General features: G+C 58.2%; 11 protein-coding genes, 1 tRNA gene and 1 other RNA gene. 8 read left to right on the forward strand and 5 right to left on the reverse strand.

Going from position 1 to position 15,271, the window contains the following annotated elements; all coding sequences use genetic code 11:
* Position 1: 1 nt before the first annotated feature.
* A complete protein-coding gene (locus TERRO_RS10320; RefSeq protein WP_014785941.1) occupies positions 2 to 1,105 on the reverse strand; it encodes an aldose epimerase family protein in 1,104 nt (367 codons plus the stop codon).
* Between the two features lie 197 nt (positions 1,106 to 1,302).
* On the opposite strand from TERRO_RS10320, the gene ssrA reads away from it, so the two are divergent.
* The 6 genes from ssrA to TERRO_RS10340 all read left to right on the forward strand — a co-directional run bounded on the left by ssrA (position 1,303) and on the right by TERRO_RS10340 (position 8,863).
* Positions 1,303 to 1,657: a transfer-messenger RNA gene (ssrA, locus tag TERRO_RS22660) on the forward strand.
* A 649-nt stretch (positions 1,658 to 2,306) separates the two neighbouring features.
* A complete protein-coding gene (locus TERRO_RS10325; RefSeq protein ID WP_014785942.1) occupies positions 2,307 to 4,052 on the forward strand; it encodes a hypothetical protein in 1,746 nt (581 codons plus the stop codon).
* Positions 4,053 to 4,083: 31 nt separating this feature from the next.
* Positions 4,084 to 4,770: a hypothetical protein gene (locus TERRO_RS23405; RefSeq protein WP_169315298.1), complete on the forward strand. Its 687-nt coding sequence runs from the start codon at positions 4,084 to 4,086 to the stop codon at positions 4,768 to 4,770.
* 326 nt (positions 4,771 to 5,096) lie between these two features.
* The gene (locus tag TERRO_RS22035) at positions 5,097 to 7,421 is read left to right on the forward strand and encodes an acyltransferase (RefSeq protein ID WP_169315299.1); all 2,325 of its coding nucleotides are present in this window, start codon (positions 5,097 to 5,099) and stop codon (positions 7,419 to 7,421) included.
* 195 nt (positions 7,422 to 7,616) lie between these two features.
* Entirely contained in the window at positions 7,617 to 8,681 is a 1,065-nt protein-coding gene (locus TERRO_RS10335) for an SDR family oxidoreductase (RefSeq protein WP_014785944.1), read from the forward strand.
* Positions 8,682 to 8,776: 95 nt separating this feature from the next.
* Positions 8,777 to 8,863 (forward strand) — tRNA-Leu (locus tag TERRO_RS10340).
* 18 nt (positions 8,864 to 8,881) lie between these two features.
* On the opposite strand, the gene TERRO_RS10345 is transcribed toward TERRO_RS10340, so the two are convergent.
* Entirely contained in the window at positions 8,882 to 10,927 is a 2,046-nt protein-coding gene (locus tag TERRO_RS10345; RefSeq protein ID WP_086011967.1) for a lytic transglycosylase domain-containing protein, read from the reverse strand.
* A gap of 558 nt (positions 10,928 to 11,485) precedes the next feature.
* Here TERRO_RS10345 and TERRO_RS10350 point away from each other — a divergent pair.
* A complete protein-coding gene (locus TERRO_RS10350; protein WP_014785946.1) occupies positions 11,486 to 12,115 on the forward strand; it encodes an RNA polymerase sigma factor in 630 nt (209 codons plus the stop codon).
* On the forward strand, positions 12,112 to 12,351 hold the full coding sequence (locus tag TERRO_RS10355; RefSeq protein WP_014785947.1) for an anti-sigma factor family protein: 240 nt from the start codon (positions 12,112 to 12,114) through the stop codon (positions 12,349 to 12,351). The genes TERRO_RS10350 and TERRO_RS10355 overlap by 4 nt, the downstream gene beginning before the upstream one ends.
* Before the next feature lie 201 nt (positions 12,352 to 12,552).
* Here TERRO_RS10355 and TERRO_RS10360 read toward each other — a convergent pair whose 3' ends face one another.
* The 3 genes from TERRO_RS10360 to TERRO_RS10370 are packed head-to-tail and all read right to left on the reverse strand — an operon-like array spanning position 12,553 to position 15,239.
* A complete protein-coding gene (locus tag TERRO_RS10360) occupies positions 12,553 to 13,497 on the reverse strand; it encodes a hypothetical protein (protein ID WP_014785948.1) in 945 nt (314 codons plus the stop codon).
* 35 nt (positions 13,498 to 13,532) lie between these two features.
* Positions 13,533 to 14,483: a glutamate formimidoyltransferase gene (gene ftcD, locus TERRO_RS10365; RefSeq protein WP_014785949.1), complete on the reverse strand. Its 951-nt coding sequence runs from the start codon at positions 14,481 to 14,483 to the stop codon at positions 13,533 to 13,535.
* 27 nt (positions 14,484 to 14,510) lie between these two features.
* The gene (locus TERRO_RS10370; protein ID WP_014785950.1) at positions 14,511 to 15,239 is read right to left on the reverse strand and encodes an acyloxyacyl hydrolase; all 729 of its coding nucleotides are present in this window, start codon (positions 15,237 to 15,239) and stop codon (positions 14,511 to 14,513) included.
* Positions 15,240 to 15,271 lie beyond the last annotated feature (32 nt).

Here is a 15,271-nt window from a genome sequence, read left to right on the forward strand (position 1 = left end):
GTTACTTCGTAACGCCGAAGGTGAAGACCGTCATCGAATGGAAGGTCTGCCCCGGCTTGAGCAGCGTGCTCGGGAACGCCGGATGATTCGGCGAATCCGGGAAGTGCTGCGTCTCCAGGCAGAAGCCACCGCGACGGACGTACTTCGCACCGCCCGTGCCGGTGTTCACGCCGTCCTTCATCGAATTGCCCGTATAGAACTGGACGCCCGGCTCCGTGGTCGACACCGTCAGCGTGCGGCCCGACGTCGGCTCCGAGACAACGGCTGCCGTGCGCAGAACGCCCGACTTGCCGTTCAGAACCCAGTTATGGTCGTAACCGCCACCCAGCTTCAGCTGGTCGTTCTTCGTGTCGACGCGCTCGCCAATGGTGTGCGGCGTGCGGAAATCAAACGGCGTACCGGCAACCGGCGGCAGATCGCCCGTCGGGATCAAAACCGAATCGACCGGCGTGTAGCGGTCAGCATCGATCTGGACCTTGTGATTCACGATCGTCCCATTCCCCTCACCGCCCAGGTTGAAGTAGGAGTGGTTCGTCAGGTTCAGGACCGTCGCCTTCGTCGTCGTGGCGCTGTAAGCGATCTGCAACGCATGGCCCTTCAACGTATAGCGCACGTGAGCGGTCAGCTCACCGGGATAGCCCTGGTCTCCATCGGGCGATACCAGCGTCATCTCCACACCCTCGGGGATCACCTTTGCCGTCCACACACGCGCCGAGAAGCCGTCGGTCCCGCCATGCAGCGACTGGCCATTGTTGTTGATCGGCACGTGGAAGGTCTTGCCATCGATCGTGAACTGGCCCTTCGCAATGCGATTCCCGTAGCGACCAACCACGGCGCCAAAGTACGTTCCACCATCGTTGACGTACCCGTCAAGATTGGCCGCGCCCAGCACGACGTTCCCCACCTTGCCGTGGCTGTCGGGAGCCAGCACGCTCTGGATTCGAGCGCCGTAGGTGATGATCTTCACTTCCAGGCTGGCGTCTTTCAGCGTGTAGATGTCCACTGCTTTGCCGTCCTTCGTCGTCCCGAAGGCAGCCTTGGTTACCTGTGCTTCTAAGCTCATTCCAACCAATCCCAGCGCCAGCAGCGCAATCGCGTGTTTCATTGTCACAGTTCCCGCCTTCCAACGCCGCAATCGCGGCACCGGCGAAGTATAACCGGCCCGCTCAGCCACGCGCGAACGCAGACACTCCTACAAGCCGGCGCAACACGCTGTTGTGGTGGCCTTCACAAGGACCTATACTGTATGTAGTTCTTTGACAGCGCTGCAGTTATGCAACGCTCGAAGCTGCTCCACCAAGTGGGGGCGTCATGGTTTCGACGGGGTTGCTTGTGGCAGAGAGGCATGCCGGGGTGGGTACACCCGTAATCGCGCCCAAAACTATAAGTGCCGAACCTCAGTTCGCTCTTGCTGCTTAATTAGTTAAGTAGCCGATCGCTCAAGCTTCGCCTATGGGCCTGTACCGATCGTCGCACAGTAGGCTGGTCAAAGCTGTTCCGTCTGTACGGCAATGACGAGATCGATCAGACTGGTCGCCGGCGCATCTTCGTCCGTTCTAAGTTCCGGTGACGAGACAAAAATGAACCAGGAAAAAGCATGAAAGCTCTCTGTCGTTGGTTTCTTCGGACGGGAGTTCGATTCTCCCCGCCTCCACCACCCATCTCAAAATACGGCAGCGCGCGTCGGCAAACGCCAATGGTTGAAGTTTCGACACACCCGTCGGAACGCCCTCTCGGCCCGATTACCTCCTGAGCGACATAGTCCCCTCCAGATTCCCGACGACCTTTCCGTCGGAAGGATCCGCATGCGCGCTGCGCGAGCTCAACGTCACTTCCCTTCGTCAGCTGTCGATCTCGTTGAACGAGATGAGTAACCGGACGCTCAGTCGCCGACCAAGACCGACGAATCACCGGCGCGGTTTGGGCAGGTTTCCCACTATATAGGTTTTGTGCTATCCGGCCGACCGAAGGCCAATGGAATCCTCCCGGACAGAGACCCCCTGCCCGACAGATAGAGTCACGCATCTGCTGCGCCTCGATCAAAAGATGCTGTCAATCCGCGGCTATTCCCACGTTGGGCTCTTCTCCTCAAAGCTGGGTGTTGAAGTTACTAGACTTGAAATCCATGAAATCTCTTTGGTAGCGCACGTGCCACGTGAAGTTATTGAGGCTATCTCCCACGTCGATTGGGCGGCACCGCCGCGGAGTCCTTTCATAAAGTGCATAGCTCTTTGCAGACATTGGTTAAGTCGTTGCACACTGCAGCTCGTTTCACTGTCGCCAACTTCGCTTTTCGGAGCATCCTCATGAAGAAACCAGGGGTTGTAGTTTCGCTCATCCTGACGTTGGCTCTCGTTACTGCGCTGCCCCTTTCCGCGAAGGTGGTCGACACAGCCAATGAAGCGCAGGGAGAATTGGCAGGCAGGCTAAAGAAGGTGAATGAGGCCGGAATTTCCGTAACCACGGTAAGCGATCTGGCATCGTCGGTCAGCGTCGAAGCCGTGCTGCTTCCCTACAGCGTCACCAAACGCACCTTTGGCAGAGAACTGGCGGATAAGTACGCGGCAGTCTCACTCATCGTATCCAATCGAGACCCCAGGCAGAGTGTAATCCTGCACAGCGTCTTTCTCGATTACAGTAAGTGGCTCTTTAGCGGCATCTTTGCTGGCATGACCGACAAAGCGCGCGTGGAGACGACGGCCTGGCAAGCACAGACCAACCCATCACAGGTAGCCAGTGCTGAAGTGCGCACGGTACGCACCGACTTCCAGGACGCACAACTGTGGAGCGCCCGAAACTGGGCCATCCACATCGCCACAGCCGTTGGCGCCACTGCTGGCGGCCTCGCCTACTCCACGGCAAGCGACCTCTTCTCACCCAGCGTGACAGCTTTCAGCAGTTACGTAGTTCCTGCCATAGGTGCTATCTGGCCGGATAACTCTCAGACCCAACTAAACCTCTTGAATGACATCGGTTTCCGGACAAATCATGTCATCGCCGCCAAGTCGGCGGACATCGTGGTGGCATTCTTTCCCTTGGACAGATTCCTCACGCCCAGTCTTCAGAAAATATACAAACAAGCACCGGCAGCATTCTTTAACCCCGCCGAACTTTTACTTGAGAAAGACAGAAAAAAAGGCCCTGGCCTGCTCATGAAACAACTGGAGGAGTTGGGCATCTTCGAGCCGGTCGCCTGCGTGACCGGGGATAAAGAAAAGCCCTCCGTGCGGTGCGCTATGTTCAATTCCGTGATGGAGTATGAACGGCATTATGCAGAACTGAAAAAGAAATCTCCGGAAAGTAAAAACCTGAATCCTTGCGGCCAGCCGGGCGAACCACCCGCTTTTTGCTACGCCGTCGACATGCTGAACAGGGTCAGCTTGAACACAATTCGGTTAGTCGTGGGCGGCGTGATGACCATCGACGCAGCCTCCGTCCCAGCGACGATCTCATCGGTAAACCTGAACGCAGGAACTCTGGCCGATGACTGGAAAGCCTCAAAGACATTGACAGGCTCTCTAATGGGAACCTTCTTGTCGGGCGCAGCGCTTTCCGTGACAAGCCCCGGTCCAGGTGGCACCACAACCTCTCCATTCAGCGCCATCACCATTGATCCGGCATCCACTGATTCCATCATGACCTATAAGGCCACCGTTGGCTCATCAGACCTGGCATCCGGCGCGAAGCTAAGCTTTGTCGTCTCCAAAACCGCGCAGGACAACACGACCACCACCAGCACCCCTTACATCTACACCCTCCCCGATCCCGCCCTTAGCTTCGACAGCGCCAACTGGGCCAAGGGCGGAAAGGTCAGCGGCTCGATCAAAGGCACAGGCCTCACAGGCGTCACGTTGCTCTCAGTCCAGGGCTCCGATGCAAACCAGCTTGCTGCAAATTTCGCCGTCGAAAATGACGCCAACAGCGACACCTCGCGGGCATTCACTCTGAATATCGTCAACACGGACGTACCTCACGGGACCGTGCTGACATTCACGCTCTCGAAGATGCACGCCGACAATACAGCAGTCACATTGCTCTACACAGTGCCCTAGCGGAAAGCGATTCAGGATCAAGGGAGGCGCAATGTTCAAATCATTCTGGAGTAGAAAGTCTCAAGAAACCCAACCACAGTCCTCATTGGTCCATCCCGAGGCAAACGCATCGGTGCGCGAGAGCAATCCACCTCCAACAGGGACACCCCCCGGTACGCCCGCTGCGAACGACTACATCTATCGCCTCGCCGAGACAATTTTGAAGTTCCCCCTCAAAGAGCAAAAGGAACTCAACCGTGCGGCTCAGCGTGACTTGGAGAGGTGCAAGACAAGATCCAGATCCGGATCCGGCTTGGCTCCGATCCTTGAACTTGCCCACTGCCTTGCAAAACGTCCGGAACTGCAATCGCGTGTCTCTCTACTGGTGAACTACACACCAAGCCGTTGGCTCGTGGAGAAAGAGATCGACGAGATCAAAAACGCCGAGCTGCCGCAGATGCCCCAAAGCAAGATGGCCCAAAGCAAGATGACATCGACGCGAAGTCCGCCCCCTATCAGTGGATGCATCAAAACCGCGTCGCTGGCCTCTGTTTCTCCGGCGGTGGCATCCGGAGCGCCACCTTCAATCTCGGTCTTCTGCAGGGCATGGCAGCACAAGTCATTAACGGAAAATCAATCCTTGAAAATTTTGATTACCTTTCGACCGTATCTGGCGGGGGGTACATTCATCAGTGGTTTGCAGCATGGATCAAGCGTGAGACTGACTTCAAACAAGTAATTCACCATCTAATTCCGCTACCCGCGCCCCACTGCGACCCTCTCCATCCGGCCGCCCTGACATGGCTCCGGCGTTACTCCAGTTATCTCACCCCGGACAAGGGATTCTTCAAACAGGACACCTGGGTCGTCTTCGCAATCTGGCTCAGAAATACGTTCCTGAACCAACTGGTTCTTATCTCAAGCCTCCTGCTGTTGGTACTTGTACCGCACTTCTTTACATCGCGGAATTCAACCCGGCATCCCCAGTCCCACGACGCTTCACGATCAACATTGTTAGAGACCATGGATCTCCCCTTTCGCCACGTATGGCAGCCTCTCTGCACATTGACGTCCCGGTCCGATAAGTTCAACTTCAAGCTATCTGTGTGGTGGAAGTACATAAGAGGCGTAGTCACCCCACTATGCCACAGCGGAACGTTACTCGCCCTCGGCGCAATCATCCTGTTTGCGATCGGTGTCGCGACGACAGCGTTCTGGCTGAAGCGTGCACGGAATCATGCTGACTGCCAGGAAGAAAGCGGACCAGCCGAGGGCGGCGATGGAGAAAGCGGATCGGCGGAAGGCGGCCAGGGAGCAGCCCAGGCGATAGTTGCGTTCCTGTTGCTCTCAAGCCTGTGCGTAACAGGTTTCCTAAACAACGACCGAGCCTGGGAACAATCCAAGTTTGCACTTTCCTACGTGGTCTTCCTTCTGCTTTTCGTCGCAAACGCGACCGTTGTTCACGCAGGCGGCGCACAGCAGGCATTCGAAACACTGAACGCTTTCGATGAGTCGAACAGTGGTCTACGCCGGTTGTGGGTGAAAATCCAGGTCATTGGCGGCCTCATCCTCAGCCTGTCTGCAGTCGCCGCGGCAGGGGCCACAGCGTGGTTTCTCCTGATGACCTGGGCAGTCTTCTCCGGACTACCACTTCTCGCCGCAAAGTTTCACCTCTATGGCCACGGCTTTGATCCGTGGCGCCTCATCCTCGTTGCCGGCCCTCCACTCTTTCTAAGCGTGCCATTTTTCTCACAGGTACTTCTCGCCGGCCTCATCGGCAGGGACTTCGCAGACTGGCTTAGGGAGTGGCTCGCCAGCATCCGTGCATGGAGCTTCATCATCGGTGTGACATGGGCTGCGTGGTTCGGAGCATCCCTCCTCACTAGACCTCTGCTCTTGGCGATCTGGGATAGCACGCCCCACGGTCGTCCGTCGGCGTTGATCGGATGGGTTCTGACGACCTTTGGCAGCGTCTTAGCGGCCAAGAGCCCCAAGACACAGGGAGAAACCACCGGGACCAGCAGCAGCGTAAAGGCGCTCAACCTTCTCGCAGTCGTAGGCCCTTATGTCTTCGTCACAGGGCTGATGCTCCTGCTCGCATGGGCCGTCGACAAAGCGCTTAGCCTCTCACTTACTCACCCCCACCTCTATCCTTGTCTCGTTATCGGCGGACTTCTTTCCGTCTTTTGCTTGTTCGGTTGGCGAGTCGACATCAACGAATTCTCAATGCACACCTTCTACCGCAACCGGCTGACTCGTTGTTATCTCGGAGCGACAAATCGGAAACGTAAGCCAGACCCTTTGACCGGGTTTGACGAAGGAGACACAAAGGACACCGTGCTCTCCACCTTTCGTGTCGATAAGTACAAAGGACCGTTTCCAATCTTCTGCTCAACCTTGAACTTGACCTTCGGGGAAGATCTAGCCTGGCAGCAAAGAAAGGCGGCATCCTTCATATTCACGCCGCTCTATTCCGGCTACCACGTAGGTTGGACAACTGGCATAAAAAAACATGTCCTCAGCTACAACGGCTACGTCCCAACCCGTACATTCGCCTACCCCAATGGCGGCATCAACATGGCGACTGCAGTAGCGATCTCCGGCGCCGCAGTCAGCCCGAACTGGGGTTACCACACCAGCCCTGCCACTGCCTTCTTGATGACCATGTTTAACGTTCGCCTGGGCTGGTGGTTACGCAATCCCCGCACATCGAAATACGCTGGGCAGGCGTGCTCTTCGACGCAGTTGTTTGATGCGGACGAAACACCGTCGCCACGTTTCCCTGCAGGATCTCTCATCAATGAGTTACGAGGCTCCGTGACGGACTCATCAGACTTCGTCTATCTCACCGACGGTGGTCACTTTGAAAACATGGGTCTTTATGAACTCATACGAAGGCGCTGCCGCTTCGTCGTCGTCTGCGACGCAGAGGAGGATCATGCCTTCACCTTCGGAGGTATAGGAAATGCGATCCAGCGTTGCCGCATCGACTTCGGCGTCGAGATCGACCTCAACTTAGGAAACCTACGGCCGCAGATGGATCCACAGCTCGGATATCCCGTCAGCAAATGTCACTTTGTATCTGGAACCGTGAGATATCCCGAACGCATGGACGACGAAGCCCCGATAACCGGTCGCATCCTTTACATCAAAGCCTCGCTCACCGGGCAGACCCCGCAATTCAAAAAAGCAAACTCCGGCGCCATCACCAACCTGCCGGGCGAGTCGGGCGACCTCCTGAAGCAGCGACTTGGCAATGCAGCTTTCCCTAACGACTCAACGGCCAATCAGTGGTTCGATGAGGAGACTTTCGAAAGCTATCGCCGGCTCGGCATACACATCGCAGAAGAAATCGAACGCTGCGGTCAATGGACGCCAAATCTGCCGTAGGCTGACGTGCAGAAATACTTGGCTTTACACGTGGCAACCGCGACCGAAAGCGCTGCACAGTCCAGCGCTTTCCGGCCCTTCGTCAGAGACCGCAACGTCGGACATTGACCCGCCGCTTACCTGATTCGTTCGACCGCCTGGAACATCCAATCACTGTGTATCGTCCCAAAACAACGGGCGTGAGAAGGAGTTTCATTGGCTCAGAAAACGGCTCTCGTAGTAGGCTCGACCGGTATCGTTGGCCTCAATCTCGCAACCCACCTTGCGGATCAGGACTGGGCGGTCTACGGTCTGGCGCGTAAGGCGGTTAGCTCCGTAGGCATCCATGCCGTCCCTGCTGATCTACTCGACCCCTCCGCACTCGCAACGGCGCTCAAAGACATCAAACCCACCCACGTTTACACCACCACGTGGATGCGTCAGCCGACTGAAGCCGAGAACATCCGCGTAAACAGCACCATGGTCCGCAACCTTCTCGAAGCGGTTTCGAAGTCCAACTCCGTAGAGCACGTCGGTCTCGTCACCGGCCTGAAACACTACCTTGGACCGTTTGAAGCGTATGGCAAAGGAAAGCTTCCCGCGACGCCGTTCCGCGAAGAACAGGGCCGCCTGGACATCGAGAATTTCTACTATGCGCAGGAGGACGAGGTCTTTGCAGCAGCGAAGCGGCAAGGCTTCGGCTGGAGCGTCCATCGCCCGCACACAATCATCGGCTACGCAGTCGGCAACGCCATGAACATGGGCGTAACCCTCGCTGCCTACGCCTCCATCTGCCGCGAAACCGGACGCCCGTTTATCTTCCCAGGATCTGCCGCGCAGTGGAATGGCCTGACCGACATGACAGACGCCCGCCTGCTTGCGCGCCAGCTGTCATGGGCAGGAACAACGCCTGCCGCACGCGACCAGGCCTTTAACGTCGTCAACGGAGACGTCTTCCGTTGGAGCTGGATGTGGCAGCGCATCGCCGACTGGTTCGGTATCGAAGCCGCCCCTTTCCCTGACCAGATCACTCCCCTCGAAGCTCAACTCGCCAACGCGGCACCCATTTGGTCCGAGATAGCAGCGAAGTACCAGCTGAACGAGCCCAAGTTAGATACGCTGATTTCTCCATGGCACACCGACGCCGACCTTGGCCGGCCGATCGAAGTCATGACCGATATGAGCAAGAGCCGCAAGATGGGCTTCCTCGACTATCAGGCCACGGACGACAGCTTCTTCGACCTCTTCACCCGCCTCCGGGAGGCGCAGCTCATCCCGTAAAGCAAATCCTCGCAAATCGCACAGAAGCATCGGGCCTGATCGCAAACAACGATCAGGCCCGACCTTCATGCAAAATGCAGATAAACTTGAACTACGCCCGGGTGGTGAAATGGCAGACACAGCGGACTTAAAATCCGCAGACCTTAACGGTCGTGCCGGTTCGAGTCCGGCCCCGGGCACCAATCACTTCAGGAACCCAGCTAGCTGCCGCCGTAAAGCTGCCGATACATCTCGCGATTGCGCAGGATGCTTTGCACGTATTCGCGAGTCTCTGTGTACGGAATGGACTCCACAAACTCAGGCAGATCCTTGTAGTTGTTCTCGCCCATCCAGTTCCGGATCGGCACATCGCCTGCGTTGTAGGCCGCCAGCGCATACTCCGGCGTGCCATTGAATCGGTCCAACACCTGCCGAAGGTTTGCCGTGCCCAGCCGCAGATTGATGGACGGATTCAACAACTGCGCCGGCGCAAATTTCCCCATCCCAATCCGCTTCGCTTGCTGTTTCCCCACAGCCGGCAGCAACTGCATCAGACCCATCGCATTCGCACGCGAAATAGCACCGGGGTTAAATTCACTCTCCTGCCGGATCAGCGACGCTACCAGGTAGGGGTCCAGCCCCTGGGCCTGCGCACTCGCAGTCAGATCGCTCCAGTAGGGCCTCGGAAACAGCAGTTGCCAGTATTGTGTCGGAACCTCACTGACGGGCAGCGTGTACAGGCCACTGCCGCCGCGCTTCACCGCCTGAAGTGCGCGAACATTCTCGCCAAAGCTCGTCCAGATCTCCGCCTCTGCCAGCGATCCCCACTGAGACGCCGTGCCGCTCGCCTGGATCTCCGGCGCAATAAACTCGTTCAACGCAGCGTTGGCCAGCAGGCGGGCCTTGATCAGGTGCGGATCGTTCTCCGGCAGTGCAGCCACCAGCGTCGGCGCGGGAGGTGTGCGTACACTCGACAGCGCTACAGCCGGTTCTACCGCTGCCTGCGGCCCCATCAGCTTCAATCGCTGACGCGCCAGGTTCGCATAGTAGTAATTGCGATAGGTATTCGAAAGTGCCGTATAAAAATTCGCCGCCTGCGAAAAGTTACGCTCAGGGTCTTCGTACAAACGTCCCCGCCAGTAGAGCGCGTTTGGCGCCTCCTGGCTCATGGGATACTTCACCACCTGCTCTTCCATCAGCCGCGCGGCTTCCGCGTAGTTACGCAGCCGATAGTTCAGCCAGGCGGAACGCCAGTGCGCTGACGGCGCATACGTGCTGTTTGGGAACAGTTCGAACAATTTCGAATAGTGCTCGATTGCCTGCGTGGAGTTCCGTTTCAGCAGGTACATATTGCCGCCGGAGTACAAAGCTTCTTCAAGCCAGCGGCTGTGCGGAAACCGCTGCTCCATCTGCGTCAGGATGGCGGTGTGTCCGGCCTGGTCGCCCTCTGTCCGCGAAATCTCCGCGAGCATATAAAGCTTCAGTGCGGCACTATCATCGCCCGTATCCGGCAGCCGCTCTGCATCATGACGCGAAAGGCGTTTCAACCGCAGATCGCAAACGGCAGCATAGATCGCCAGTGCATCACGGTCCGCCTGCGACAGCGTGCTGTCGTTCTTCTGAATGGAGTCGTACTCGGACCCTGCATCCGCATAACGCTTTGCGTTAAACAGCGCATCGGCATGCAGCTTCCGCTCACCGGCAGTCGGGCCGGCGTTCATCGCCTGCAATGCTGTACGGGACTGCGCGGCCTCCGGTGAAAACGGCAGGCGAACATAAATCTGTCGATAGATCGCCGCAGCCGCGTTCGTATCGCCCGCCATCTGGTGCGCCCGGGCCTCCGCAAACAGGTAGTCGGCGCTCTGCGCCTTGGACTGGCCCATCAGTGTCGCCAGTGATCGCAGGGCGCCCGTTGCATCGTTCGCCACAAGATACGCGTTCGCCAGGGTCACAGGCGCGCTCGGAATGAAGATGCTACCGGGATACTTCTGCGCGAAGTTGTTCAGCAGATTCGCGGCCGTGGACGTGTCGTGATTGTTCAGCGCAGCCTGTGCACCCAGGTATTCCGCGTAATCGCGCAAGGCCGTACCCTGCGCCGCAGCAGAGCGGTACGCGTTAACCGCTTCGCCATAACGACGATCCGCCGCATAAGCGTGTCCCATCGAAAGGTAAGCGGCAGCAGCGCCCTCACCAGGATGGGCCGCCGCATAGTTCTCAACACCTGCAAATGCCGCCGCAGACCGTGAAGATGCAAGCTGCTGTGCCATCGGCCGCAGCGTAGACGACGCCGTGAACGCCGAACTCAAGCTACGACTCTGTGCCGTCGGAACCGACTCAACCTGAGTCGTGCGAGCGTGCGGTCCACCACGCAAGGCAGCCGGTGCAGCCTTGCCTCCCCTGCTTCGGACTGAGGTGGACCGAGTTGAAGCTGACCTTGCCGAAGCCGAGCGTGATGGAGCAGCTGCGTGCCGTCCCCCACCCGATGCACGAGCAGCCGATGCCCCACGCGAGGCTGTGGCAACCTTGCCATGAGCTGCCGTCGCGCGCGCAGCAGGCTTCTTCGCCGCGGTATGTTTCTGGGGAGCAGCCAGCGTCGCCAGCGGCAGCAACAACGCCGATACGGCCAGAACAGATACGGGGTAAAGGATGTGCTTCACGTCTCCACTCTAGGATGCAGAAACGCCCTTCGCACTGTTCAGGGCAGATTTCCGCGAACCACACTTGATTACGACGTCTCACATCGCCCTCCGTCGCAACCAATGTCCACGGAATGCAGCAGATGGCGTTGCTCTCCCTCACCGCCGGAAGTACACTGCAACTAGCAGATGCCACCCGTCGTCGAACAGCCCGGAGTAGAAGAGGTCCACCCCGACGTAGCGTTGGTAGACGCTGCGCGCCACGGCGACACAGCCGCCTTCGAAAAACTGGTGCGCCAGTATGACCGCCAGATCTTTCGCGTCGCCCAGCACATCACCCAGAATCGCGAAGACGCCGAAGACATCACTCAGGACGTCTTCATGAAGGCGTACGGCAAGCTGGATCAGTTCCAGGGCAACAGCAAGTTCTCCACTTGGCTCACCCGCATCGCGGTCAATGAGAGCCTGATGCGCCTGCGCAAGCGCAAAACCAGTCGCACCGTCTCTATGGATCAGGATGTTCAGACTGAAGAGGGTTCGATCCCTCGCGATTTCGCCGATTGGACACCCGACCCTGAGCAGCAGTACGGTACTTCCGAGCTGGGAGAGATCCTGCAGAAGACAATTGCAGGCTTGTCGCCAGGATTTCGCACCGTTTTCACACTTCGAGACATCGAAAACCTGTCGACCGAAGAGACGGCAACAGCACTTGGTCTGAGTGTGCCGGCTGTAAAGTCAAGATTGCTTCGTGCACGGCTCCAGCTTCGCGAAAGGCTGAGCCGCTACATGAAGCGTAAGGACGGGAGCATCAAGCCGTGACCTGCACCGAGTTTCTTGCGCAGATGACCGATTACTTCGACGGCGACGTCGAGCCTCAGCTCCTGGAGGAGATCCAGTCGCACCTGTGCGAATGCCACCACTGCGAGATTCTCGTCGACACTACCCGAAAGACCATCCGTGTCTATCGTGACCATCAGGTCTACGACCTGACCGATGAAGTGCGCGAGCGAACGGTCGCACGCATCATGGCTGCCTGTACCACCCCTAGAGCCTAGACACACCTTTGTAGCGGGCCGGCGCGACGAAACAGCCTCAACGCAGCTCCACGCCTGAAGGCTAGTCGGATCGCCGCTAGGTGTTGGGTCGCAGAGTGTTCATCCGCCTGCGATGGCTTTCGACGCCCCCAGAAGCGACTCGATTCCCGGAAACAGGAAAGGGCCGGACGCATACGCGTCCGGCCCTTCCTGAAGACCTGTCTACTTGACGACTTGCTGAAACAGCGGCGAGTTCAACAGATCCGAGAACTGGCCCTCGCTTGACGCATAAGACACCTGAAGCGTACCCGCGCTCGAGTCCACCTGCGTCTCAGTCATCGCAGTCTTCTCCATCGTGCTGCCCTGCACTTGCTTCATCAGGACAACGCCCTTCATCAGCGCTGCAGCAGTCGCAGCAGTCATCGTGTCGCTCATGACGACAGCCATGTTGAAGTGGATGCCGTTCGCAAAGTCAAGAGTATAGCGGGAACTTCTCATCCGGTTCTTTACGCTGTCATAGTCCGTCAGCGCCGCCGCCTCGCCTAACACGGAACGCATCATCGTCTGCGTTCCCTTCTGATCCAGCAGGCTCCAGATGGCACGTGAATCCACAACATTCATCTCGTTCATCATGTCGCCGTTCTGCAACATGTTCTCCGTGATGCCATCCCGCGAATCCAGCCCCGCACGGACCGCTGAAGCATCACCAAAGATCATCGTCGTCTGGTTCAGAAACACAACGCTCATGCCCGCAGCACCCATCGGGTAGATATTGTAGTTGCGCAGCACCAGCGGCTTCGTCTTGTTCTTGGCAAACGTGCCAAGGATCGAAGCAGTGTTGAACTGTCCCTGTGCGATGCCAACCGTATGTACCTGCTGCCCGGTGCGGAAGGCAGCAAAGGCCAACGTATCGGCGTCGCGATCGACCTTCATACCGCTGTTGCGCAAGGCGGTCTCAAGACGTGTGAGTTCCGGCGGCATGATGCGTGCCTTCAGGTTCATCGCTGCAGACGAACCCTGCATCGCGCGATAGTCCACCACGATCAACTGCTGCACGTCCTTCGGGATTGCGGCCTTGGCGTCACTGCTCAACTGCGACGCCCGCGCGCCGCCAACCGCCAGCAGACCAACCACACCCAACAGAACCGCACGTGCTGCAATCTTCATCACTATCTTGCCTCCGAAACTTACTCACTGCGATTTTAGACGTCTGCGGCGACTGAATCGTCAGGCCAATTCATCGGCGATTCAAGTCGGTGCTCCAAAATCTTGTCTTCTGGCTGAAATTCAGGCACCTGCTGCAACCAAAGTGGTAGGCCATCGCCCGTCTGCGAGAGGCATGCAGCCTTCGGCACCAGGCCAATCACCTCGCCATCCCCCACATCTGCACCATGCAAACGTGCCAGGCGGCAGACCGATGCATGCACATCAGCAACAGGCGTCGTGCGGAAGTCCGTGATGTTCATGCTGACCTGCGCCCGCCCATCCACGAGCACGCCCATCGCCTTCACACCGAACATCCCGCCATTGGAAGCGCGCAGATCCTTCGCAATCGCGCGCGCCGCGTGCAGATCGCCCTTCTCCAGATAGATGTTGTAAGCAATCAGGAACTGCCGCGCACCCACCGCGCTCGCACCAGCAGTCGGGTGCAGTTCCGTCGATCCGACATCCGGGTGCCGACCTGAGTCCGACCGAACATCCCGCTGCAGCCCTTCAAACTGGCCTCGACGAACATCCTCCAGCCGTATGCGATCCGGCCGGCGCGCAGCCGCCTCATAAAAGTAAACAGGCACGCCAAAACGCTTCCAGATCTCAATCCCGGCATGGTGCGCCAGCACGGCACACTGTCCCAGCGAGTAATTCGAAACCGGCACAAATGGCACCACGTCCGCAGCGCCAATGCGCGGATGCACACCATGCTGGCCGGTAAGGTCGATTAACTGCGCGGCCCGGCCCACCGCACGAATCGCCGCCTCGGCCACGGCATCGGGCGCGCCTGCTACCGTCACCACGCTTCGGTTATGCGCGGGGTCCATAGACCAGTCCAGCAGACTGACCCCGTACACCCGCATCGCCCGCACAATCTCGCGAACAACACGTTCATCTCGTCCCTCTGAAAAGTTGGGGACGCACTCGACAATAGGTTCAGCCATCACAGCAACATCACAGTCCGTCTTGCGTTACTTCCACCAGCTATACCCAAGCGAAAACTGAACACTTGCGTTCACGCCTGGATTACGATCGCCCAGGCTAGCCGACGAGATATGGATGCCATTCGCACCCAGATCCAGCGACTGCTTCGGCTTCACAAAATAATGCACGCCAATGCCACCCTGCGGCGTGAAGTTCCAAACGCTCGCGCCCGATCCCGGACCAGAGTTCACCAGGTTTACTTCCCCCTGACCGTACGCGGGATACTTATGGTTCGTCCAGAGCACGCCACCAGCGGCCTGCACCCACGGCATGATGCGCTTGCCATGCGTGAAGTTCCACCGCAGGATGATCGGCGTAATCGACACACCGTGATACGTGCCGCCAACCGTATAGGGCCCCGCGCAGTCCAGCACAATCGGATTCGGCGTCGCGACGCAGTTGTAACGCTGAAACTTCGGCGTGTTCGACTGCCAGTACGGGAAGATCTCACCTGCGTACTCAAAATTGCCACGCAGGACGCCCTTGCCGTAAACAGGCGTCAGCACCTTGCCCACGTGCGCACCGGCCATGAAGAACTTGAAGCCGTCGCGATTCTGAGTGAAGCCTTTGCCGCCCTGGAACAGGACACCATACTCCCACGGCGTACCGCTTGTGACTGCCTGTACTGGCGCCTCCTGCGGCATCATCTGCGCATGGCCTTGAGCGCCAGTGACCATCGCAAACATCGCAGTCGCTACCCCAAACAACTTCCGCATCCGCCCTCGCTCTTCCTGCAAAGCAAAGCCGC

It is taken from the genome of Terriglobus roseus DSM 18391, assembly GCF_000265425.1.
Lineage (GTDB): Bacteria > Acidobacteriota > Terriglobia > Terriglobales > Acidobacteriaceae > Terriglobus > Terriglobus roseus.

Coding starts and splice junctions, on each gene's coding strand:
- TERRO_RS10320 (WP_014785941.1), bottom strand. CDS start 1,105: ATGAAACACGCGATTGCGCTGCTGGCGCTGGGATTGGTTGGAATGAGC.
- TERRO_RS10325 (WP_014785942.1), top strand. CDS start 2,307: ATGAAGAAACCAGGGGTTGTAGTTTCGCTCATCCTGACGTTGGCTCTC.
- TERRO_RS23405 (WP_169315298.1), top strand. CDS start 4,084: ATGTTCAAATCATTCTGGAGTAGAAAGTCTCAAGAAACCCAACCACAG.
- TERRO_RS10345 (WP_086011967.1), bottom strand. CDS start 10,927: ATGGCACAGCAGCTTGCATCTTCACGGTCTGCGGCGGCATTTGCAGGT.
- TERRO_RS10350 (WP_014785946.1), top strand. CDS start 11,486: ATGCCACCCGTCGTCGAACAGCCCGGAGTAGAAGAGGTCCACCCCGAC.
- TERRO_RS10360 (WP_014785948.1), bottom strand. CDS start 13,497: ATGAAGATTGCAGCACGTGCGGTTCTGTTGGGTGTGGTTGGTCTGCTG.
- ftcD (WP_014785949.1), bottom strand. CDS start 14,483: ATGGCTGAACCTATTGTCGAGTGCGTCCCCAACTTTTCAGAGGGACGA.
- TERRO_RS10370 (WP_014785950.1), bottom strand. CDS start 15,239: ATGCGGAAGTTGTTTGGGGTAGCGACTGCGATGTTTGCGATGGTCACT.